This is a genomic window from Dehalococcoides sp. THU4 (assembly GCF_043231265.1).
Taxonomy (GTDB): domain Bacteria; phylum Chloroflexota; class Dehalococcoidia; order Dehalococcoidales; family Dehalococcoidaceae; genus Dehalococcoides; species Dehalococcoides mccartyi.
On the sequence record NZ_CP171266.1, the window covers coordinates 739661 to 761696 of the forward strand.

Below are 22036 nucleotides of genomic sequence, written 5' to 3' on the forward strand. Positions count from 1 at the left end.
TTTGCAAATGGAGGGAGATATATGAAAAACAGAATCGTTACAGCGATTGATGTCGGCACTACCAAGATCTGTACCATAATTGCCGAAGTAAATCCTGTGGGCGGTGTCAACGTAGTGGGTGTTGGCATAGGCCCTTCGCAGGGTTTACATAAAGGCTTGGTAGTAAACATCAATGACGCACGGGAGTCTATCAGGGAGTCTATCCGTAAGGCGGAGCAGGCTTCCGGATACAAGGTTGAGTCCGCCTATGTAGGCGTAACCGGACGCCACGTGGCCTCTATGAACAACAGGGGTGTGGTGGCTATTACCAGGAATGACCGTCTGGTAAGAAGTGATGACCTGAAGCGGGTTATGGCTACCGCTCAGAACATCAGCGTCCCCAATGACCGCAAACTGCTCCACGTTATCCCCAGAACTTATGCAGTAGACGGCCAATCCGGGGTGAAAAACCCGGTAGGTATGCATGGTTTCAGGCTGGATGTGGAAACACATATTATTACTGCGGCCGCTACCTCGGTACAGAATCTGGTAAAGTGCATTCGGGGGCTGGGCATTGATATTGATGACCTGGTGCTTGAACCTATTGCCTCCAGTGAAGCTGTGCTGACTGAAGACGAAAAGCAGGTGGGTGTTATCCTGGCCGATATTGGCGGCGGCACCACTGATATCTGCATCTTCAAAGACGGTAGTATCTGGCACACGGCTATTATCCCGGTGGCTGGTTACCAGCTGACACGGGATGTGGCTATTGGCCTGGGCCTTCCCTTTGACGTTGCCGAGGAAATGAAGAAACGCTACGGCAGCGTCCTGCCCGTATATGAAACTAAGATGGAATCTCCCAGCCCTATCTGCGAAGATGGCCATGGCGTTTCTTATCAGGACCTTTGTGACATTATCCGCGCCCGGGTTGAGGAAGTTCTCCGCCTTATCATGCTGGAGATACCGAACTCTGATTATGACAGCCTGGTACCGGCAGGGCTGGTACTGACCGGCGGCAGCTCTAATCTGGCGGGTATGGAAACTCTGGGACGGGATATCCTGCGCATACCGGTAAGGGTAGGAAACCCTGACAAGGTTTACGGCATTGTAGATTCACTTCATGACCCGGCTTATGCCACCGGTGTGGGTCTGCTCATCTGGGGTGCCAAACACCAGCCGGTCAAAAAATCCTGGCTGGATAATATCGGCTTCTTTGGCCGAATGCGTAACTTGCTCAAGGGTTTTGCCGGTTTGTTCGGGTCTAACTAAGTAAAGTAAATATTTAGAGTGATATAAGGAGAATATAAAAATGGCTAAAACAAGTTTCGTTCCCAATCCCGCCAGAATTAAAGTATTCGGCTGTGGCGGCGGCGGTTGCAATGCTGTTACCCGCATGGTCCGTGAAGAAATACAGGGTGTTGAGTTCATTGCTATCAACACTGATGCTCAGGCTTTGGCTATCACCGAAGCCCCTATCCGCCTTCAGATAGGCGAAAGAGTTACCCGCGGTTTGGGCGCCGGTGGCGACCATAACATGGGGCAGAAGGCGGCCGAAGAGAGCCGTGATGAAATCCGCGAGATAGTCAACGGGGCGGATATGGTTTTCGTAACTGCCGGCATGGGCGGCGGTACCGGTACCGGTTCTGCTCCCATTGTAGCTGAAGAGTCCAAGAAAAGCGGCGCTTTGACCATTGCCGTTGTTACCAAGCCCTTCACTTTTGAAGGCGCTCACCGGGCTTCTACCGCCAAAGAAGGCATTAACCGCCTGCTGGGTAAGGTAGATACCCTGATTATTATCCCCAATGACCGCTTACTGGACCTTTGTGACCAGAAGACCGGCGTTGATGCCGCCTTTAAGATGGCTGATGATGTACTCCGCCATGGCGTACAGGCTATCTCCGAGGTAATCACCGTACCCGGTTTGATTAACCTGGACTTTGCTGATGTGCGTGCCGTTATGAAGGATGCCGGCCCGGCCTGGATGTCTATAGGTTATGGTTCCGGTAAAAACAGGGCTTCAGATGCCGCCAAGAGTGCTCTGGCCAGCCCCTTGCTGGATGTTTCCATCACCGGTTCCAAGGGTGTTCTCTTTAACATAGTGGGCGGCCCTGACCTGAGCCTTATGGAAGTTAACGAAGCGGCGGATGTAATTAAACAGGCCGTTGACCCTGATGCCAACATTATCTTTGGTGTGGCCTCTGATGCTTCCATGGGTTCCAATGTAAAAATCACCCTGATTGCTACCGGTTTTGTCTCCAAGATGGGCATGGCCGAAGAAGAGGGCGATGATGCCATTACCCGCCAGCTGAAGGGCATAAAAACCGAAGACGAGCTGGACGTTCCGTCCTTCCTGAGGAGACCGCTTTTCAACCGTGCCCGCCCGGTTGCTCCTCCGGTGGATTCCCATTCTAACAAGCCTTCATCCAGGATTTCCTGGTAAATAAGGCATAGTTATTGCTGCAGGGCTGCGGTCAATGACCGCAGCCCTGTTTCTTTGTAAAAAATAGGACTATTTACGTATTGACTACCACTATCCCTTGTGTTAATCTATCTGCGCAACACAATATACAGTGTTGGAGGGCGTAGTGAATTGTCCTTATTGCAGCCATCCTGATACCAAGGTTATAGACTCAAGAGATGTTGATGACGGGGTACGCCGAAGACGCGAATGTGTAGTTTGCGGGCAGCGCTTTACCACCTATGAGCGGTTTCAGCCGGCCGGTCTCTTTGTAGTTAAAAAAGACCAGCGGCGTGAGGAGTTTAATAAAGAAAAATTGCTGAGCGGTCTCAGGCGTGCCTGTGAAAAACGCCCTTTGCCGGCCGGAGCGGTGGATAAGATAGCCGGAGATATAGAGGCCGAACTTTACAATATGGGTAAGGCTGAAATACCCAGTACCCTTTTGGGGGATATGGTTATGGAAAAGCTTAAGGCACTGGATAATATTGCCTATGTGCGCTTTGCCAGTGTCTACCGCGAGTTTACTGATATTACCCAGCTTAAAAAAGTGGTGGACAATCTGGTAAGCGGGCAGGATGAGGGCATACATAAAGGGCAGCTGAGCCTGCTGCCTGAAGACAGGGTCTCCCCCAAGACCAGATATCAGAGGAGATGACATGGTAAATCACATAAGCGGTAAGAAACCAACTCCGGTTAATCGTAACCGCGTGGCCAGAGCTATGTTTGCAGCCGCGGCCTCAATGGGTATTTCCGACAGAACCCAGATAGAAACACTTATCAGCCAGCTTATAAAGAAGCTGGAAAAACCGGTAGGTTTACCTGGTATGGAAGATTTGCTGCCCAGTGATTTAAAAGCCCCTGCGGTACTGGCCACCGATGACGAAATAGATTTAATGGTCAAAGAGGTGCTGGAGGAAGGCAACAAGGACAGGCAAGCCCAAAATAATACCCAAGCCAAGGAGGAAGAACCAATGCCGGTAAAAGTACAAGTTAAATCTGAAATTAAGGCTGATGCCAAAACTGAGGGGCTGAAGCTTACAGATAATGCCATGTGCGTGCTGGAACGCCGCTATCTGAAAAAAGACAAGCAGGGGAAACCCTCTGAAACAGTGGAAGATATGTTCCGCAGGGTTGCCCGCACTATTGCCATGGGGGAGCTTATTTATAACCCCAAGGCAGACGTAAGAAGCCGCGAGGATGAGTTTTATAATATTATGACCCGGCTGGAGTTTTTGCCCAATTCCCCCACCCTTATGAATGCCGGGCGTGAATTGGGTCAGCTTTCGGCCTGTTTCGTGCTGCCGGTAGATGATTCCATAGAGTCTATTTTTGATGCCGTAAAGCATACCGCCATGATACATAAAAGCGGCGGCGGCACCGGCTTTTCGTTTTCCCGCCTGCGTCCCGAACAGGACCGGGTGGGCACTACCGGAGGGGTGGCCAGCGGGCCTGTATCCTTCATGCGTGCCTTTGACGTGGCAACTGATGTTATCAAGCAGGGCGGCACCAGACGGGGCGCCAATATGGCTATCTTGAGTATTGACCACCCGGACATCATGAAATTTATCCATGCCAAAGATAAGGCCGGGGTGCTGACTAACTTTAATTTGTCGGTGGCTATTACTGATAAATTTATGCAGGCGGTTAAAGACGGGGTTGATTATGATTTGCTTAATCCCCACAACGGCGAGGTGGTTTCCCGGCTGAATGCTACCGAGGTGTTTAACAAGATTGTCCACATGGCCTGGAAGACGGGTGACCCCGGTATTGTGTTTATAGACCGCATAAATGCTTATAATCCCACTCCCCAGCTGGGGCGGATTGAAAGCACCAATCCCTGCGGTGAACAGCCTCTGCTGCCTTATGAGTCATGCAATCTGGGGTCTATAAACCTGTCCCGCATGGTGACCGTAAGCGGCGGCCAAGCGGTGGTTGATTATAAAAAGCTCAGCCGGGTTGTAAAGAGTGCTGTCCGTTTCCTGGATAATGTTATTGATGTTAATAAATTTCCCCTGCCCCAGATTGAGGAGATGACCAAGAAAAACCGCAAGATTGGTCTGGGGGTAATGGGTTTTGCGGATATGCTTTTGGAACTGGGCATACCTTACAATTCGGAAAACTCTATCAAGCTGGCAGAGGAGATAATGTGCTTTGTAAATGAGGAAGCCCACAAGTTCTCTTCGGAGCTGGCGGTGGAGAGGGGGGTGTTCCCGGCTTACCGCGGGAGTATTTATGAAAAGAGCGGCCGCCCCATGCGGAATGCTTCCTGCACAACCATTGCACCCACCGGTACTTTGTCTATTATAGCCGGCTGTTCTTCGGGTATTGAACCCCATTTTGCCCTGTGCTTCACCCGCAATATACTGGACGGTACCAAGATGATAGAGGTTAACCCGTATTTTGAGCGGGCGGCTAAAGAAGGCGGGTATTATTCCGAGGAGCTCATTAAATCTTTGGCGGAAGGGGCTCATCTGGACGAAGCTGATGTGCCGGCCGAAGCCAAAGAATTGTTTGTAACTGCCCACCAGATTGTGCCGGAGTGGCATGTGCGTATTCAGGCGGCCTTTCAGAAGTGCACTGATAACGCTGTGTCCAAGACAGTAAACTTCTCACGTGAGGCGGTTGAGGGTGACGTAGCCGAGGTTTACAAGATGGCTCATGACAGTAACCTTAAAGGCATTACCATCTACCGTGACGGCAGCCGTGAAGACCAGCCTATGTCTACCGGCAAGGCTGAAAATAAAATTGAGACCCCGGCGGCGGTTGTTAACCCCAATTTGGCACCGCGCAAACGTTCCAAAGTAACCCAGGGTATTACCGAAAGGGTCACGACGGGTTGCGGATATATTTACGTTACTGTAAACTCTGACGAGCATGGAATTTGTGAGGTATTTTCCTCACTGGGCAAAGCGGGAGGCTGTGCCTCTGCCCAGCTGGAATCTACCTGCCGGCTTATTTCGCTGGCTTTGCGTTCCGGTATGGAAGTGGCTTCGGTGGTTAAACAGCTTAGAGGTATCCGCTGCCCATCCATTGCCTGGGATGACAGCAAAGCTGTGTTAAGCTGTGCTGATGCTATTGCCAGTGTGCTGGAAAAACATGTGGATGGTTATACCCAGCCGGTGGCAGGTTCGGCAAAGACCGTAAGCGCTAATGCTCTGGTTCGGAATATAGCCGGGCAATGTCCGGAATGCGGCAGTATTCTGGTGTATCAGGAAGGGTGTTTTATTTGTCCCGGTTGCGGTTATACTAAATGCTAAAAAATAATGGAGGAATATAAAATGGAAAACGTTAAGGATATGCTGGCTCTGGTACTGGTGGCTGCTGGTTTTATGTATCTTATGATAGTCATGGTAGCCGGTCTGCTGGCCTAACTTTAGTTTAATTAGTTCTGGTATTAAAACACCTCTCCTGCCCAACAAACAGGATAGGTGTTTTTTTATCTCAAATAATATATTATAGAACTAAGATTGCACATGGGTGGTGATTGATGACAGATACACTTGAAAGAGTGATGATATTTATAGATGGCAGCAATATGTACCATTATCTGAAGTCCCATTTTCAAAGGACTGATATAGATTTTGGCTGTTTTTGCTCTAAGATTGCCGGACGCAGGCGTTTGGTGCGTATTTACTATTACAATGCCGAGGTAGGCCGTAAGGAAGAACCGGAACGCTTTAATGACCAGAAGAAGTTTTTTAGCAGTCTGGAAAAGATATCCTATATGGAGCTTCGGCTGGGCAGGCTGGTATATTCGGGTTGGCCATCCACCCCGCCGTATGAAAAAGGGGTGGATGTACTGCTGTCTACCGATATGCTGAGCCACGGCTTCAAGAACAACTTTGATACGGCTATACTGGTGGCAGGTGACAGTGATTTTGTAAGTGCCCTGCAGGCTGTCAAGGATAACGGTAAAAATGTGGAGGTAGCCCTTTTCGGCAAGGAAACAACCTCCATGGAACTTCGTAAAGTAGCAGATAAAACTATTACTATAGACGGGCGTCTGCTGCGTAACTGCTGGAAACAGCAAAGAAACAATTATGGCACGCAAAGACCGTCTCAAGAATCGTAAAGAGCTTTCACGCACCCGGGTTTCTTATGCCTCCTCGGAGAGGGTAGCCGGTGAAAGCGGGGTTATTATTAAGGACTGGGGGGGCAGACTGCCGCTGGCAGTTGCTTATCCCAACTCTTATTACGTGGGGATGTCAAACCTGGGGCTTCATACCCTTTACCGTTTGATAAATAACTATCCGCAATATCTGGCGGAGAGGTTTTTCTGGGAAGGCGGCGCCGCCAAAGGCCGCCCGACCCTGAGTGTGGAGTCACGCCGCCCTTTTACTGACTATGTAGCTATTTTGTTTACCCTTTCCTACGAACTGGATTTTTTAAATATCCCCTCTATGCTGGCAGATTGCGGTATGCCGCTCTATGCCCGTGAAAGGGACGAGACTTTTCCGCTGGTTATCGGCGGGGGGGCCTGCATAATGTCTAACCCCGCACCGGCAGCTGATTTTTTTGACCTGTTTTGTATAGGTGAGGCCGAGGCTATTTTGCCGGAGCTGCTGCCTGTGCTTGCCGAAACAGCAGGCGAACCCAAAGGGCTGGTTCTGGAACGTCTGGCCAAAATTCCCGGTTTATATGTACCGTCTTTGCCCCCGGAGAAACCGGTGGAAAGGGTATTTCCGGCAGAACTTACTCAAGGGGCGGGGACAGCGGTTTTCAGCAAGGCAACCGAACTGGGGGAGATGTACCTGATGGAGGTGGAACGCGGCTGCGGACACCAGTGCCGGTTCTGTCTGGTGGCCGGGGTGTTTTGCCCTCTGCGTTACCACCCTTTGGAACTTCTTTTGAAGCAGGCAGAAGAGGGCATGCTTGAGCGAAAGAGGATAGGTTTGGTAGGGCCGGTAGTGAGTGATCACCCTCAGGTGACGGAACTGATTTCCCGTTTGCGGGGCATGGGTGTAGGTTTAAGCATAAGTTCACTTCGGATAAAGCCGTTGCCTGAAAAAATGCTTGGCGAACTGGCACTTTCGGGTGTTTCCAGTCTGGCTATGGCACCTGAAGCCGGTTCTGAGAGGTTGCGGCGGATTATCCGCAAGGGGATAACCGAAGATGACATAATACGGGCAGCGGCTTTGGTGGCGGAAAAAGGCTTCCGTCAGCTGAAGTTTTATTTCATGCTGGGGCTGCCGGGTGAGACTGATGAAGACATAGAAGAGATGATAAAACTGGCCGAAAAAGCCCAGCAGGTTATGTCTGCTGCGGGGCGGGGACTAAGATTAAGCCTGAATATTGCCCCGTTTGTGCCCAAGCCCTCCACCCCGTTTCAGTGGCTGGGTATGGAAGATGCAGTGTTGGTAAAAAGGCGGCTGGATATAATACGCCTGCGTCTGGAGGGGCAGGGGATAGAGGTCAGGGCTGAAAGCCCGGAGATGTCCCAGATACAGGCGGTGCTTTCCCGGGGTGATGTTAGTCTTTCAAAACTGCTGGCGGCTGCGGGGGGTGACTCTCTGGCCTGCTGGAAGCGGGCAGCTAAGTCACTTGAGGTGGACAGCTCATCTTTGGCTAAAACAAGGTTTGATTTGGCAGATAAACTGCCCTGGCATATGCTGGAAAACCCGAAACAGAGACAAAGACTGGAAGCCGAGTATAAAGCGGCTGCTAAGGAAATATAAAAGGGAGACTTTTAAAAGTCTCCCTTTTTAGTTTAGAGGGTATTAAGTTTAATTATTCAGAAGTGCAGTGACCAGGTTATTCACCATTTGCCCGTCCGCTTTGCCTTTTACCAGCGGCATCAGCTTGCCCATTACTTTCCCCTTATCCTGAGGGGTGCTGGCACCCGTCTCCGAGATTACTTTTTTAATAATCATGGTCAGTTCGGCTTCGCCCATCTGTTCCGGCATATAGGACTGGAGGATTTCCATTTCCTGCTGTTCTTTTTCAACCAGCTCAGGCCGGTTTGCCTGCTTATATGCTTCTATGCTTTCACGCCGCTGCTTTATCTCCTTGGCTATTACCCCGAAGATTTCCTCATCTGTAAAGGTCTTCTGCTTGGCTATTTCAGCATAGCTGATGGCTGAAACCAGCATCCGGAGGACAGAGCACTTCAGTTTTTCACCTTGTCGCAGAGAAAGCTTGACCTCTTCGCCAAGCTTTTCTTTCAAATTGGGCATTTTTAGGTAGCCTTTCTGGCGGCTTTTATTGCCAAACGCCTTTTTGCGGCATCCTTACGCTTGCGGCGGGTCGGGGGGCGTTCAAAGCGGGTGCGGCGACGCGCTTCAGAAAGAATGCCGTCCTGCTGTACCTTGCGGTTAAAGCGTTTGAGCATACTCTCAAAGCTCTCGTTATTTTCGGGTCTAACGTCTGCCATTTGTATATCACCCCCTTACTTTGAAAAAATGACCTGGAGGATTATTCTACTTGGATAGAGTGTCTAAGTCAAGATGTGCAATCTGAAGCGGCTTTGGAGAATAGGAAAACAAAGAAGAAGCCCTCTCTTTTCAGGGAGAGGGCTTCTTAAGAATACTTTTAAAACAGTGGTTTTTTAGTAGTCAGCATTGCGGCGGCCGAGCCAGAAGCCCAGAGCCAGCAGTAAGAGACCACCGATACCAATCAAGACGTAGGTAGCCCAGGTGGGCAGGTCCAGGCTGAAGCCAACGGTGAAACTGCCGGCACCGGTATATGCACTTGCATTTCCGGCACCGTCAACCGCCTTGACTCTCCACCAGTAAGGGCTGTCTGAAGATACGCTCTCCAGTTTTTGGGCGTCAGTCATGGTGTAGCCGGATTCGGTGAGGTCCTTTATCTGGTAGAGCATGTTGGTAAAGTTCTGGTCAGCGGCAATTTCCAGTACATAGGTAACACCGCTGGGGTCAGTTACGTCATCCCAGTCAAAGACCACCGGTTGCTTAGCCTTAAGCCCCATTTCGGGGGTAAGGGGGGCGGGGGTGGCCGGAGCAGTGCCTTCAACAAAGAAGGTAAAGGTCTTGCTGGTAGTGCCGGAGATAACGGTAATGGTGTGAGGTCCGGCAGTGGTGGCGGGGACATTGAATTTCAGGCTGAAATCCCCGTTAGAATCAACTATGGGGCTGGGGGTTATGGTGACCTGGGCACTGTCAAAGGTGACCAGTACGGTATCATTGGCCTTAAGCCCCGAGCCGTTTATGGTTATTTCCTGTCCCACGTTTCCGGGGGTGGAGGCATTGTTGGTGGGGGACATGGTGATATTGGTAGTTACTGTCAGGGTGGCGGTGGAAGTAACACTGCCGTCAGTGGCGGAGATAGTGTAAGCGCCAGCCTGAACACCGGGTATTACAAAGGTGGTGGTAAAAGTGCCGTTAGACAGGGTGACGGTAACACTCTGGCCGAAGTAGGTCAGGGTAATGGTGCCGGTGGTGTTAAAACCGCTGCCCCTTACGGTAACACTGGTACCCACATTGCCGGTGTTGGGGGTTAAAGTGATTTTCTGGGCTATATCAAAAGTGACCTGAGCGTTGTTGTTCCAGGCATCATTAACTTTCAGGGTGTGTGAACCGCGGGTGAGTGCGGGTATTTCGTAAGTTGCGGTGAAACTTCCGTTTGAACCTACGGATACGCCGGCATTAACAGCCGCACCTGAATCTATAGCTATCTGAACAGCTCCGTCGTAAAAACCGGTGCCGGTTATGGTTATACTGTCACCTACACCGGGACTGCTGGACGAAAGGGTTATCTTGGGGTTGATAATGAAGTTAACCGGTGCAGTACCTGGGGTCCCGCCGTCATTGGCAGTTATGCTCAGAGTGCCCTTTTTGGCAGCCGGGATGGTGATGGTGGTGGAGATTGTGCCGGTGCTGCTTGAAGAGGTGGTGGCAAAGGGAGCGGTGCTGCCGGCCAGGTAGAAACTCACGGTGGTGCTGGGGGTAAACCCGCTGCCGGTTACGGCCACACTGTCACCCACATAACCGGTGCCGCTAGCCAGAGTTATGCTGGGGGTAATGGTAAATGTTTGAGATGCGGCACTGTCCCCCACAGGGAAATAGAAGCTTACGGTGTAGTTACCACGAGTGAGATTAGTCGGAACTGTGAATGTGCCATAGATATTGCCACTGCTGTCTATAGTGGCTGTCCCAACGCTCACAGAATTAAAGAGAATCATCACATTACCTGATGTAAGGGTTGAGGAACGACCTGTAATGTTTACCATTGAACCGGCCGGGCCGGAATTGGGGGAGAGAGTGAGAGTGGCTGCCGAAACCGGGGCAAGCGGTAAGGCCGCAATCAACAAGGCCAGGGTGGAAAACACCCCTAATACGCGAAGTAAAAATTTGTGTTTCATTATCTGAGTTCTTTCAAGCCTCCTTATTTGAAAATAACATACCCTCTAAACTTGGGGCAATTATACCACAGAAGCCCTCCTATTCAAACAATTTGCAAGCTGATTATATCTATTTACTAAAACGACAAAAAGGTCTTGAAGATATTAGAACATATGTGCTAAATTTAACCACGCTAAGCGCAGATTTTGCTAAAAAGGATTGGAGAGATGACGCTATCAGACCATGATTTGAAAACGGAAGAAACAGATTTGCTGCCTGAACTTACCTCATACCCTGACCAGGGCTGTGAGTTTTCAAAAACCTGTTTGGACTGTCCTCTGCCGGTGTGTGTCTTTGACCAGCCGCGCGGCCGCCAGAGGTGGCTGAAAAGGCAAAGGGATAAGGAAATAGTAAGCCTGTTTCAGGGCGGGCAGGACGAGAGGGAACTGGCAGACAGATTTCGGCTGAGTATCCGTACTATCCAGCGGGTGCTTAAGAAGAGTCTGGCCGGGGTAAATATAAATAGAAAAACGGAGGTTTTAGAAAATAGTAATGGTACAGATTTTTAACCCGGATGAACTGAAAAGCCGTGATTTGGACAGGTTAAAAAGGTATGTAAATCTGCTGGATTTTTATCAGGGTAAACAGTGGGATGGCCGCCAGTCCCGAAATGAAAAACAGCTTACCTTCAACTATGCCAGAGTGATAGTGGACAAGCTGTGTTCATACCTGATGAGCGGGGTTAACTTCGGGGCGGAAGCTTTGAATGAAGAAGATATTGAGAAAGCGGTGACTGCCCGCTCTATGCTTAACGAAGTTTACCAGCAGAATAATCTGGAACAGCTGGACCTTGAGACTGAGATAGACTGCGCGGTGCTGGGAGACGGCTGTTTCAAGGTTATCTGGGATGCATCTTCGGGCAGGGTGAGGGTAAGTGCGCCTGATATACAGGGTATTTACGCCTGGTGGTCACCGGATGATATGTCCCGCATCTACCGGGTGGCTTCCCGTTATGCCTTAAACAGTGAAGAAGCGGAGGTGAGCTACGGGCTGGAGCTTCCGTCCAGGCAGTCATTCCTGACAGAGGTCTGGACAGAAGAAACCTTTGAACTCTGGCAGGATGAAAAGCTGCTTGAGAGTAAACCTAATCCTTACGGCTTTATCCCGTTTGTTATTTACCCTAATCTGCGTGAACCCAAGCGTTTCTGGGGGGTGTCTGATCTGGATGAGATTATGGAACCCCAGCGTGAGCTTAACCGCGCCTTAAGCCAGCTTTCCCGTATTCTGGAGCTTTCGGGTAACCCGATTGCGGTGCTGGAAAATGTGGAACAGTCTGAGGATATTGCGGTGCGGCCGGGGGCGGTCTGGAATCTGCCCGAAGATACCCGTGCTTACCTTTTAGACCTGCTTCAGGGCGGGGGTGTGGGGCTTCATATTAACTATGTGGATTTGCTTTACCGCACTTTGCATGATATTGCCGAAGCACCCAGAGCCGCTTTCGGGGGCAGCGGGCGTGACCTTTCGGGTATAGCCCTGGAGATAGAGCTTCAGCCCTTGCTTCAGAGGGTTTGGCGGAAACGCCTGATAAGAAGTGTGGCTTACCGCAAACGGAGTGCCATGATACTCCGGCTGCTTGAAAAATACCGAGGGCAGGATTTTGGCAAAGTAGACCCCAGTGTCAGTTTCAGCCCGGTACTGCCCAGAGACCTTTCGGTGGTGGTGGGTAATGAACAAACTATGGTTCAAAGCGGTATTCATTCCCGCCGCAAGGCTATGAATGAACTGGGGGTAAAAGACCCGGAGGCGGAGTTTGAGCGCTGGTGCCAGGAACGCCGCCAGATACTGGAGATGAACCGTGACAGCAGCCTGAAAAATGGAAAACAGCGCCAGAGTGAGAGAGATGCGCTTGAAGAATAAGAATGAAAAAGAAAGGAGCGCAGGTGAAGACAACTGAAAAAGCAACGGAAGGCTTAGCTTCTGAAACAGAGGCAGTTACCCCGGAGGATTCGGCCGAAAGCATGGATAGCCTTAGGGAACGGCTGGCCCTAAGCCAGAGCCGGGCGGAAGAACTTTTAAAGAGCAGCCGTGAAGCCTGTGAGCGGGTAACCCAGCTGGAGACCGAACTGAGGCTGGCGGTGGAAAGCTACCGCAGGCTGATGGTTGAACAAAACCCGGAGGTGATACCTGAGCTTATCAGCGGGCAAACGGTAGAGGAGATAAACCGCTCTTTAGAGCTTTCCCGCAAACTGGTGGCCAGGGTCAAGCAAAGCCTTGAAAAAGAGGCGGTGCTTGCCAGAGTGCCGCTGGGTCAGGCATCCCGGCAGAAACCGGATTTTTCGTCACTTTCTGCCCGGGAAAAAATAAAATACGCAGTAGGAGGAACTAATTAAATATGGCAATTTCATTAACCGAGGCTTCCAAGCTTTCAAATGATATTCTCAAACAGGGGGTTATAGAGACTATCGTCAGGGAGTCTCCTGTTTTGGCGGCTATGCCCTTTGTAGAGGTGATGGGTAACGGGCTGACCTATAACCAGGAGAAAACCCTGCCGGATATCAGCTTTTACGATACCGGTGACACCTGGGATGAATCTACCCCCACCTTTGAGCAGAAAACTGCCCAGCTGAAGATTATGGGCGGTGATGCGGATGTGGACAATTTCCTGAAGACTACCAGAAGCAATGTGCAGGATTTGGAAACGGCCATTATTGAGCTGAAGGCCAAAGCCCTTAAGGATAAGTTTGAAGAGGTGTTTATTTACGGTGATTCGGCACTAAGCTCAAAGCAGTTTGACGGCTTAAGGAAGCTGATTAATCCTGCTTCGGCCAGTGCTCAGGTGGTGGCCGCCGGGGCTTCGGGTGCCAGCCTGACCCTGGCTAAACTGGACGAACTGGTGGATGCGGTAAAGGGCGGCAAGCCGGATATGCTCCTGATGAGCCGCCGCAGCCGCCGTAAGCTGAATGCCCTTTTGCGGGCCGGCGGCGGTATGCTGGAGACCGACCGGGATAAATGGGGCAACTTTATCCAGTTTTGGGACGGTATACCTATAGGGGTAAGTGACTGGATTTTGGATACCCATGTAGTTGCCGAAGGGCTGGAAACGGCTACTTCAGGCGGCGGCTGTTCCGCCGTTTATGCCGTGCAGTTTGGCGAAGGCGGTCTTTGCGGCCTGAGCAGCCCCGGCTTCATTCAGGTGGAGGCTTTGGGTTCACTGGAAGACAAGGATGCCAGCCGTACCCGGGTTAAATGGTATTGCTCGCTGGCCCTTTTCAGCGCGGTCAAGGCGGCTGCCCTTATCGGGGTAACGGACTAATAGTTTTTATTAGAGCGGGGGGAGGGGTTAATTTTGGCCTTCCCCCGCTTTTATTATGGAGGTAGATATGAACCTGGTTGAAATGCGTACTTTGGTACGCCGTGATTTGCACGATGAAGATGAGGCTAACCGGCGCTGGACGGATGCCGAACTGGACCGCCATATAAAGCATGCCCTGGAGGAACTTTCGCGGAGTATCCCCTTTGAAACCGAGTGCCTGATACCGGTAACGGACGGGGACAGGGAATTCACCTTAAGTACCCTTGAGGGATTTATCCGCTTGCAGGCGGTGGAGTATCCCATATACAGCTACCCGCCGGTTTTCCACCGTTTTGACTGCCGGGCGGACAAGCTGAAACTGCTGGATGATATTTTGCCCGAAGCGGGCTATATCCGGCTGTATTACTCCGCTGCCCATACCATGACCGAAGAAAATACCAGTTTGCCGTCTTATCTGGAGGATTTGGTAGCTATCGGGGCGGAAGGGTTTGCCAGCCTGGAATGGGCGGTTTTCTGCGTAAACAGGGTAAACAGCGGTGGTACAGATACGCCCAAGGTCTTTGAAGCTATAGGCCGGGAAAGGCTGGCGTATTTCAGAAATGAACTTAAGCGGCTTTGCAGCCGGAACAAAGTCAGGGTAAACACTTTTTTTACACCCGCTGTTTAGGCGGGCAGGTTGTATGGGACGAACAGGACGAAGGAGGAAGATAGATATGAATTTATACCGTGAACTATGGAGCCGTATCGGCGGACGCCCCTGGACTTATATTTTAAGGGACTTATGGCACAAATACGAAGGGCTTTGTATCCTGGCGCTGGTGGCCGGAGGGGCTTTTCTGGGGCATTGGCTGTGGCACAGTGTTTTGTGGTATTTACTGAATTTTACTTTCGGGTATATTGCCGGGCATCTTTTCTGGGGGAAAGACTATATACCTGACCAGAAGGGAGACTAAATGTACCCGCTAAGCCCGTCACTTTTAGCTGCCCAGCAGTCCGGCTATGCCTGCCCGAAGGTAAAGCTTGCGGTCAGAAACTGTTTGGACGGGGCTTCCAAACTAAGATGGGAGGAAATATATGCCGGTACCCAGGCTGATGGCTATCATGCCATGGCTATAGCCGGAGACGGGGCAATGATACGTATCCGGCTGGGGGATAACCCGGATGACTACCGGCTCTATTTTCAGCGGGTTGCCCAACCGGGGCCGGGGGCTGATTTCGGGCAGTGGACATACAGCGGTTCATATTTTTTCAGCCGGGCAGATGTGGCCAGTTTCGGTAACCGGGTTTATGTAATAGCTATAGACTATTACCGGAATATGTTTATTTTTGAAAGCCTTGATAATGGCCAGACCTGGCCAGCCCCTGTGAGTATAGGCCGCAGTAATAATACCCAGATAAACGGACTGTCCTTAGCCTTTAAGCCAAACGGAGATATGGCTGTATTTTATATAGAGTTTAATACTCTGTGCTACAGAAAAAGAATCAACGGAAACTGGCAGTCACGCCAGATTTGGGATAAATCCAGCGGTGCTCTCTCAGGAGTGAGTGCGGTATATGATGGTGACTGGCGGCTGGTAGTTTCGGGGTCTGATGGTACGGGTTGCTCTAAGGTGTGGAGTGTAAGCCTGGGTGACGGGGCTGATTTTGGAGTGGGGGTTTGGTCTCCCCTGTACGAATTTGCCTCCGCTCCGGCCGGAGGGCTTTACAGCTACAGTGCGGTTTCTATGGACTGCCCGGATGTATTCCGGGTGTGTTATCTGGAAAGCTATACCGGCAGTGTGGCAGATAAACGGGCATTCCTGAGCCATCTGGTAGCGGATAACAGTTTTAGTGATAACATCTGGTGCGAAAGCGTGCCTACCAGTATGAGCAGTGAATTTGGCTTTGCTATGGAACATGACGGACAGTATGTATATCTGGCCGGGGTGAACCGTATTTACCGTGCCAAAATTGCCCAGAGCAGTTTGGAAATAGGGGCAGATATACTTAAACTTGAAACTGACTGCGGCAGCCTGAACGGCAGTTTGACAGTAGAGCTGGATAACTCAGGCGGCCGTTATAACCGGGCGGGCAGCGGTGAGCTGGATATGCTTACCCCGGGCAGTGAAATCCAGTTTTCCCCCGGCTGCGAGACAGACAACGGTGACGAATACGGGCCGGGGCAGTTATATGTTATCCAAAGTTTGGAAAAGCGTATTTCGGGCGGTAAATCAAGCCTGCTGATACGGGCGGAGGATACTTTTTGCCGCTTGAAAAGGTGGCGGGCAACCAACCAGATGCGCTGGAACCGCAGCTCTTCCCAGCTTTCGGTCAGAGGGATAATGGGGTATGTCTTAAGCAAAGCGGGTATCCGCATGGAAGTGCTGAGCGCATCCGCCCAGCTGGACAGTTTTTACCCGGATTTTACTATACACGTAGGTGATGACGGGTATGAGCTGCTGGAGAAGCTGCTTAGTTTTGTGCCTGATTTGGTCTTTTTGCAGGGTCACTATATTTACTGTGTTTATCCCCGGGAAACAGACAGCCCGGTGTACAGTTACGGGCTTAATCACCCTGTATTCAGCGGAGTTTATGCGGATACATTTTCCGAAGTAAACCGGGTGGTGCTGGAAGGGGTGGATTCTTCTTCCCGTATCTTTATGGTTCAGGGCTTCCTCTGGGATGAGATTTACCAGAACCATGACCGTACTCTAAGGATTTATGACCGCAATATAAACACACTTGCTCATGCAAGAGAAAGGCTGGATAGCTATTTCAGAAAAGCGGCATTGAAACAGCAAACGGGGCGGATAGTGACGCCCGTAAATTGCGGGCAGCAGCTTTTTGATGTGGTCCGTATCGGCCAGCCGGAAAGCGGTTTGGAAGGGCTGGTACGGCGCATTAACGGCATCCGTGTGGTTTACGAGCCGGGCAAAGGGATATACCGCCAGGAATTAAGTTTGGGAAAGGTGTAATTAACTATACGATGGAGATAAAACGGGCAGTCCTGAAGGTTTTTAATTCTGCAACTTATACCGCCTCTATCCAGCTGGCGGGTGATTATAAATCTATGCTGGAAGAAGTAAAAGTGGCCCGGAATATCCCTGCCGCCGAAATGCTGGCCGGGCGGAATCTGGGGGTCTGGTTTTTTGATGACCACAATACCAAAGATACGCTGGTAATTGCAGTTTATTCTTAAAATGGGGCAGGCACGGGTTGATTGAATCCGTTTTTTAAGAGGTGCAGGCTGGTTTTTGGCTTGCACCTCTTTATTATCAGGACAAAAGGGTTTTAGGGGTGTGCTTTATCTCAGCTTGAGCCTTTGGCGCTTCTGGGGTGATAAGCTTCGGCTGCCTCCAGGCAGAGTGCCAGACTCATCAGGTAGTCATCATGCCCGCGGGTGGTTTCCACATAAAAATTCATCTGCTGGCTTTGGCGGTAGTCTGCCCGTGCCAGCTCCATTTCCTGCCAGAACAGGGCATATTCGGCACTGCCGTTGGCCGCATACATCTTCAATCTGCCTGAATTTACAGCCGAAAGCAAATTAAAGCCCAGCCGTGATTTTGAAGACGGCTGGAAAACAAACGACAGAATACGGCTGCCCAGTGATTCCCTCAGGAATGAGGCTACCGGCTGCCCTAAACCGGTGGCATCCACGGCCACTTTGCGGCATTTCCAGACCTTGCCCAGCAGTTCCACCAGTTTTTCATAAAGCAAGGCATGGCGCGCTCCCTGCCAGCTATAGTGGCAGACCAGCCTGACCTGAGGCAGGTTAAAGGGTGCTTTGGCAAATGTATAGTCCAGCTCTGCAATGGTAAGCACGCTTGAGTCCCGCCGCAGGTTTACGGCTGTGGGCAAATCAGCGGCTGATTGTACGTCCTCACCTGCCAGGTCCAGCCCGGCTACATATACCTTGCCATTTTCCGGGTATAACTGGCAGGGGTGGCTGCCCTTAAGCAAGCCAAGCTGTGCGTTGCTGAACATGCCCCCGCCGCCGCTTACCGGAAGCAGACGGTACTGGGTAAGGAACAGGGGGTGATTTTCTCCCAGCCGGTCTTTTTCAGACAGGGCATAAGCCAGATAAGCCGGGTTGTGGGCGGCAACTTCTTCCCAGTCATAACGGAAATGCCGTTTCAGACCGTCTTGGTGTTCTTTTTCTATATTCTGTCTTTTTATCTCTTCCAGCAGGCTGGAGTTATCCCAAGTAGTGCCGTACAGTACGGTGGTTACATTGGTGGTGGCACCCATAGGTTTAAATTCCTTGCTGTACTTTTCCCGGTTTACGTCCTGGGCTTCGTCTACCTCAAGCAGCAGGTGGGCGGTATTGCCCACCACATTGGCACTGGGTTCGGCGGAAAGAAAAACCGCTCTGGCCTGATTAAGCCTGATGATATACCCGCCTTCGGTCTGGTATATGTCTCCAAAACCGGCCTCGTTCAGGCGGTCTTTCAGTCTCATCATGGAGATATTCAGCTGGGGTTTGAAGGTAGGGGCGCATTTAACCAGATTTTTGGGCTCAAACATGAAAAGGGTCAGCAGCAGAAGCTCCAGCTGAGACGAAAGCTCATTTTTCCCTCCCTGCCGGGCTATTTCCACGCTGAAGGTTTGTCCCTGCCGGTTAAATATACTCTGCAATACCGCTTTGGCAATATCCTGCTGGTAGGGGCGCAGTTTATTTATCAAAGGTAGCCTTTATAATGCCCAGCGGTACTGCCACGTCCCGCAGGACATTGAAAATAGCTTCCTTTAACCCGCCCTTGTCCTGACGGCTGATATTATAGCGGGCTGAAAGCAGGCGTGAGAGGGTGGTTATGGCCTGCATGAGCAATTTTAAGTTATCCGGGTCATGGCGGAGGACAGATTTTATTTTTACCCGCAGCAGGGCAATTTCTTCGTCAATGCCTTCCGCCAGGGTGGCCTGCTCATAGTCTTCCAGTTCAGCAGTATCCAGCACACGTGAATAGAAGCCATGTTTGCGGGCATTCTGGTTGCCGTAGGGAGCGCCTTTTTTCCGTTCAACAAATTCTTGTGTCATAGTGGCAAAATAATAGCACAAATGTTCTAATATTAGCTATGACTATCTGTCACTCCTTCAGGTAGTTATTGCCAAAGTGTTACTAAGGACTTACAATAGTGGGCAAGTATGCAACTAGCGAAAGAGCTTTATCAACTGCAAGAACTGGAACTGGATTTGGAGTTTCACCTGATACAGGCCTCCAAATTACAGGCAACCCTTAAGGATGATTCTGCTCTCCGGCAGGCGGAAAATAGTCTGGCAGAAGCCGCTTTGCACTTGAAAGACCAGCAGGCTTCGCTTCGCGCGCTTGAAGACCAATCTGCTGATTTGGATGCCAAGGTAAATGAGGTCAAAAAAAGCCTTTATTCCGGGCGTATCGGTAATCCCAAGGAGCTTTCCAATCTGAGTAAGGAGCAGGAACTCCTTGAGGCCAAGCGTGCCCAGATAGATGACCAGGCACTGCAGGGGATGGATAATCTGGAGGAATTGCAGGCAAGATGTGACCAGATGATGGAAAACCTGGAATCTGTCCGCGCTCTCTGGCAGCAAAACCAGACTCAAAATACTCAAGCCTTAAACGCTATCCTTTCGGAGATAGAAAAACTTAAAAGTGAGCGGCAGGAATTTATATCCCGCTTTAACCCTTCGGATTTAGAGCTTTTTCAGACTCTGCGGAAGAGTAAGGGCAAAGCCGTTTCAAGGGTAGAGCAGGGTAATTGCCGCGGCTGCGGCTTGAAGCTTACGCCAGCCTGGATACAGCGTGCCAGAGCCGGGACTCTGGTGCAGTGCAGCGGCTGCCAGCGCATACTATATCTGGACTGAAAGAAAGGTATCTGAAAGATTAGCAAAATCATTATAAACACAGACGGGGCATCAAGGGGTAATCCCGGCCCGGCTTCCATTGGCGTAACCCTTAAAGACGAAAAATATAATCTGGTTGCCTGTATATCCAGGGCTATCGGCCATACCACCAACAATCAGGCCGAATATCAGGCCCTGCTGGCCGGGCTGGAAAAGGCGGCTTCACTGGGCGCAAAGGAACTGGAAATACGGTCTGATTCCGAGCTTCTGGTAAAACAGATAAAAGGTGAATACCGCATGAAGAACGAGGGGCTTAAACCCCTGTTCAGTAAGGCGGTGTCATTGCTGGGGCGGTTTGAGAGCTACCACATAAAGTACATACCCCGCGCCCAAAACTCCGAGGCAGATGCTCTGGCAAACAAGGCTCTGGACGGCGGGAGTTAAGAATCAGCTTCAGTTAAGGGGGGCGTTGCCACCCTTTTTTGGGGTATATGTTTTATGCGGCCGGGGTACATCTCTGCTATACTAAGCTTGCCAAGCAGACCGGATGGCTGCCCGCTTTTATGGCGGGAGGAAAGTCCGAGCTCCTCCAGACAGGATGCTGGGTAACACCCAGGGGGGGCGACCCTACGGAAAGTGCAACAGAAACATACCGCCTGTGCAAACAGGTAAGGGCGAAATGGTGAGGTAAGAGCTCACCGGCAGTCCGGGTGACCGGCTGGCCGGGTAAACCCCGTCCGGAGCAAGGCCAAATAGGGGAACCTAAGGCAGTCTGGCCTGTTCCCGGGTTGGCCGCATGAACCAGCTGGTAACAGCTGGTCTAGATAGATGGTCATCGCCTTTGCCTTCGGGCAAGGGTACAGAACTCGGCTTACAGGTCTGCTTGGCTTAAATTTTATTAGTAAACCACTCCTTTTTAAGGGGTGGTTTTGTTATTTAAAAACTATCCAGGCCGGATTCAGCTGGTATATTTAAGACGGGTGTTTAGATAGGAAAACAGCAAAAGGCTGCTTCCGCTTGCGGCCATTACCGTCATTGCCGTAAACAGGTTGGCTACGTATTCTCTGGCCGGAGCGGAGTCAGGCAGTACAAGAGATAATACCTGGGGTAAAATAAAGAAGGTAACTGCCAGCAGGCAGAGTATCCACCAGATTTTAAGCAGCAAATTTATTTTATATTCAGGCAGGGCGTTTTGGGCTTCGGGCGTCAGTTTGCTTAGCTGCCATGTCTCGGCAGTAAACAGCAGCGGAAATACCACATTTACCACGGGTATCAAAAATCCTGAAAATGCGCGGCTGGATCTGTATCGGGGGGTGATAAGGTACAGGTTTACATAATAGGCGTGGCTCAGATGCAGGTAAAACATACCGTATACAAAGCTGGCGGCCAGCAGTATATCTAAGCTTATAATAGCTTGGTCTATTGCCCCCTCACAGAGATGCACATAAGACGGAATAACAAAACCAGTCCGGCTGATATCGTCCAGATAGCTGCTTAAGTTTGCTTGCTGGGCTGCCAGATATATGCTGCTTAATACACATAACCCCAGCAGCACCGGCAAGAGCCAGCCCAGTATTTTTAGCCGGGTAAGTTTTTTATGTTGGCCGGTATTCAGCAAGTCAGTGCCTGTTTAGTTGGAAACATATATATAAATGTATAATAAAAAGACAAATATAGCAATCAATATCAGTTTATCCAGATTTTGGCTGCCGCTAAATGGTTTTCTTTAGTAATAAAATCAGCTGCTCTTAAGGCTTCAAACAGGCCTGTTTTCAAGGCTTAAGAGGCTCAAAATACAAAGATATAAGCCATTATTGAGGTTAGCCAAGGGGTTTGACTGGTTATAAATTATCCCCGGCAACCCTCCTCAGGCGGTTTGCCGCTTTCTAGGTGGCGCTGGGTTATAATGGGTGCAGTTATGGAAGACCTGAATGTTTCTGCTCTGGATTTTGTCAGTTTCTGCCACCGCCGCTGCGGGCAGGAATGGCCTGAACTGTATGATGAAATGTGCCGGGTAGCCGGGAGACGGCTCTACCGGGGAATGGGTTATTACGAACTGAATAACTTGGGTATTCCGCTGGACCTGACTAATCTGGACAGTACGCTGGCTCTGGTGGACCAGTATAAATCAAATCAGAAGTGCTCTTAGCGGCACTTTATATCAAGCGTTATCCGCAGGCACGAAAGTAGTA

General features: G+C 50.6%; 23 protein-coding genes and 1 other RNA gene. 18 read left to right on the forward strand and 6 right to left on the reverse strand.

Annotation, left to right across the window (positions count from 1 at the left end):
* Window positions 1-21: 21 nt before the first annotated feature.
* The 6 genes from ftsA to ACE6F3_RS03935 all read left to right on the forward strand — a co-directional run bounded on the left by ftsA (window position 22) and on the right by ACE6F3_RS03935 (window position 8112).
* Window positions 22-1248, forward strand: a complete 1227-nt coding sequence (gene ftsA / locus ACE6F3_RS03910; protein WP_010936122.1) for a cell division protein FtsA — start codon at window positions 22-24, stop codon at window positions 1246-1248.
* A gap of 40 nt (window positions 1249-1288) precedes the next feature.
* On the forward strand, window positions 1289-2419 hold the full coding sequence (ftsZ, locus tag ACE6F3_RS03915; protein WP_041341232.1) for a cell division protein FtsZ: 1131 nt from the start codon (window positions 1289-1291) through the stop codon (window positions 2417-2419).
* A gap of 145 nt (window positions 2420-2564) precedes the next feature.
* Complete coding sequence (gene nrdR / locus ACE6F3_RS03920; protein WP_010936124.1) at window positions 2565-3092, forward strand: transcriptional regulator NrdR; 528 nt, start codon at window positions 2565-2567, stop codon at window positions 3090-3092.
* 316 nt (window positions 3093-3408) lie between these two features.
* Window positions 3409-5694: a vitamin B12-dependent ribonucleotide reductase gene (locus tag ACE6F3_RS03925; RefSeq protein ID WP_353915046.1), complete on the forward strand. Its 2286-nt coding sequence runs from the start codon at window positions 3409-3411 to the stop codon at window positions 5692-5694.
* A gap of 230 nt (window positions 5695-5924) precedes the next feature.
* On the forward strand, window positions 5925-6509 hold the full coding sequence (locus ACE6F3_RS03930) for an NYN domain-containing protein (RefSeq protein ID WP_077975052.1): 585 nt from the start codon (window positions 5925-5927) through the stop codon (window positions 6507-6509).
* Window positions 6478-8112 carry a radical SAM protein gene (locus ACE6F3_RS03935; protein ID WP_392654498.1) on the forward strand — a complete coding sequence of 545 codons (1635 nt, stop codon included), beginning with the start codon at window positions 6478-6480 and terminating at the stop codon, window positions 8110-8112. Before ACE6F3_RS03930 ends, ACE6F3_RS03935 begins: the two co-directional genes overlap by 32 nt.
* Window positions 8113-8160: 48 nt before the next feature.
* Here ACE6F3_RS03935 and ACE6F3_RS03940 read toward each other — a convergent pair whose 3' ends face one another.
* From ACE6F3_RS03940 to ACE6F3_RS03950, 3 genes are all read right to left on the reverse strand, one after another.
* Window positions 8161-8610, reverse strand: coding sequence for a GatB/YqeY domain-containing protein (locus ACE6F3_RS03940; RefSeq protein WP_324665573.1), 450 nt, complete (start codon window positions 8608-8610; stop codon window positions 8161-8163).
* A gap of 2 nt (window positions 8611-8612) precedes the next feature.
* Window positions 8613-8807, reverse strand: coding sequence for a 30S ribosomal protein S21 (gene rpsU / locus ACE6F3_RS03945; RefSeq protein ID WP_010936130.1), 195 nt, complete (start codon window positions 8805-8807; stop codon window positions 8613-8615).
* A gap of 174 nt (window positions 8808-8981) precedes the next feature.
* On the reverse strand, window positions 8982-10754 hold the full coding sequence (locus ACE6F3_RS03950) for an IPT/TIG domain-containing protein (protein ID WP_392654499.1): 1773 nt from the start codon (window positions 10752-10754) through the stop codon (window positions 8982-8984).
* Window positions 10755-10961: 207 nt separating this feature from the next.
* On the opposite strand from ACE6F3_RS03950, the gene ACE6F3_RS03955 reads away from it, so the two are divergent.
* The 8 genes from ACE6F3_RS03955 to ACE6F3_RS03990 all read left to right on the forward strand — a co-directional run bounded on the left by ACE6F3_RS03955 (window position 10962) and on the right by ACE6F3_RS03990 (window position 17225).
* Window positions 10962-11303 carry a hypothetical protein gene (locus tag ACE6F3_RS03955; protein WP_010936133.1) on the forward strand — a complete coding sequence of 114 codons (342 nt, stop codon included), beginning with the start codon at window positions 10962-10964 and terminating at the stop codon, window positions 11301-11303.
* The gene (locus tag ACE6F3_RS03960; protein WP_096476574.1) at window positions 11287-12651 is read left to right on the forward strand and encodes a phage portal protein; all 1365 of its coding nucleotides are present in this window, start codon (window positions 11287-11289) and stop codon (window positions 12649-12651) included. The genes ACE6F3_RS03955 and ACE6F3_RS03960 overlap by 17 nt, the downstream gene beginning before the upstream one ends.
* A gap of 23 nt (window positions 12652-12674) precedes the next feature.
* Window positions 12675-13124, forward strand: a complete 450-nt coding sequence (locus ACE6F3_RS03965) for a hypothetical protein (protein WP_231935569.1) — start codon at window positions 12675-12677, stop codon at window positions 13122-13124.
* A 2-nt stretch (window positions 13125-13126) separates the two neighbouring features.
* Window positions 13127-14047 (forward strand): major capsid protein, encoded by a 921-nt coding sequence (locus ACE6F3_RS03970; RefSeq protein WP_077975057.1) that lies wholly within the window; start codon window positions 13127-13129, stop codon window positions 14045-14047.
* A gap of 67 nt (window positions 14048-14114) precedes the next feature.
* Window positions 14115-14714, forward strand: a complete 600-nt coding sequence (locus ACE6F3_RS03975) for a hypothetical protein (protein WP_324665561.1) — start codon at window positions 14115-14117, stop codon at window positions 14712-14714.
* 46 nt (window positions 14715-14760) lie between these two features.
* Complete coding sequence (locus ACE6F3_RS03980) at window positions 14761-15000, forward strand: hypothetical protein (protein ID WP_012881633.1); 240 nt, start codon at window positions 14761-14763, stop codon at window positions 14998-15000.
* Window positions 15001-17001, forward strand: coding sequence for a hypothetical protein (locus ACE6F3_RS03985; protein ID WP_324665558.1), 2001 nt, complete (start codon window positions 15001-15003; stop codon window positions 16999-17001).
* Window positions 17002-17012: 11 nt separating this feature from the next.
* Window positions 17013-17225, forward strand: a complete 213-nt coding sequence (locus ACE6F3_RS03990) for a hypothetical protein (protein ID WP_077975059.1) — start codon at window positions 17013-17015, stop codon at window positions 17223-17225.
* Between the two features lie 110 nt (window positions 17226-17335).
* Here the strand turns inward: ACE6F3_RS03990 and ACE6F3_RS03995 are convergent, their stop codons facing one another.
* Together ACE6F3_RS03995 and ACE6F3_RS04000 are read right to left on the reverse strand one after the other, a co-directional pair.
* Window positions 17336-18709, reverse strand: coding sequence for a hypothetical protein (locus ACE6F3_RS03995; RefSeq protein WP_324665555.1), 1374 nt, complete (start codon window positions 18707-18709; stop codon window positions 17336-17338).
* Window positions 18699-19061, reverse strand: a complete 363-nt coding sequence (locus tag ACE6F3_RS04000; RefSeq protein ID WP_041223440.1) for a hypothetical protein — start codon at window positions 19059-19061, stop codon at window positions 18699-18701. The genes ACE6F3_RS03995 and ACE6F3_RS04000 overlap by 11 nt, the downstream gene beginning before the upstream one ends.
* A 108-nt stretch (window positions 19062-19169) precedes the next feature.
* Here ACE6F3_RS04000 and ACE6F3_RS04005 point away from each other — a divergent pair, with 108 nt between their 5' ends.
* From ACE6F3_RS04005 to rnpB, 3 genes are all read left to right on the forward strand, one after another.
* Entirely contained in the window at window positions 19170-19865 is a 696-nt protein-coding gene (locus tag ACE6F3_RS04005; protein WP_324665553.1) for a C4-type zinc ribbon domain-containing protein, read from the forward strand.
* A 33-nt stretch (window positions 19866-19898) separates the two neighbouring features.
* Window positions 19899-20288, forward strand: coding sequence for a ribonuclease HI family protein (locus ACE6F3_RS04010; protein WP_267881995.1), 390 nt, complete (start codon window positions 19899-19901; stop codon window positions 20286-20288).
* A gap of 91 nt (window positions 20289-20379) precedes the next feature.
* Window positions 20380-20734, forward strand: an RNA gene (gene rnpB / locus ACE6F3_RS04015) — RNase P RNA component class A.
* Window positions 20735-20802: 68 nt separating this feature from the next.
* Here the strand turns inward: rnpB and ACE6F3_RS04020 are convergent.
* The gene (locus ACE6F3_RS04020; RefSeq protein ID WP_324665551.1) at window positions 20803-21462 is read right to left on the reverse strand and encodes a DUF4328 domain-containing protein; all 660 of its coding nucleotides are present in this window, start codon (window positions 21460-21462) and stop codon (window positions 20803-20805) included.
* Between the two features lie 288 nt (window positions 21463-21750).
* Between ACE6F3_RS04020 and ACE6F3_RS04025 the strand changes: the two genes are divergently transcribed.
* Window positions 21751-21993 (forward strand): hypothetical protein, encoded by a 243-nt coding sequence (locus ACE6F3_RS04025; RefSeq protein WP_233417657.1) that lies wholly within the window; start codon window positions 21751-21753, stop codon window positions 21991-21993.
* Window positions 21994-22036: the final 43 nt, after the last annotated feature.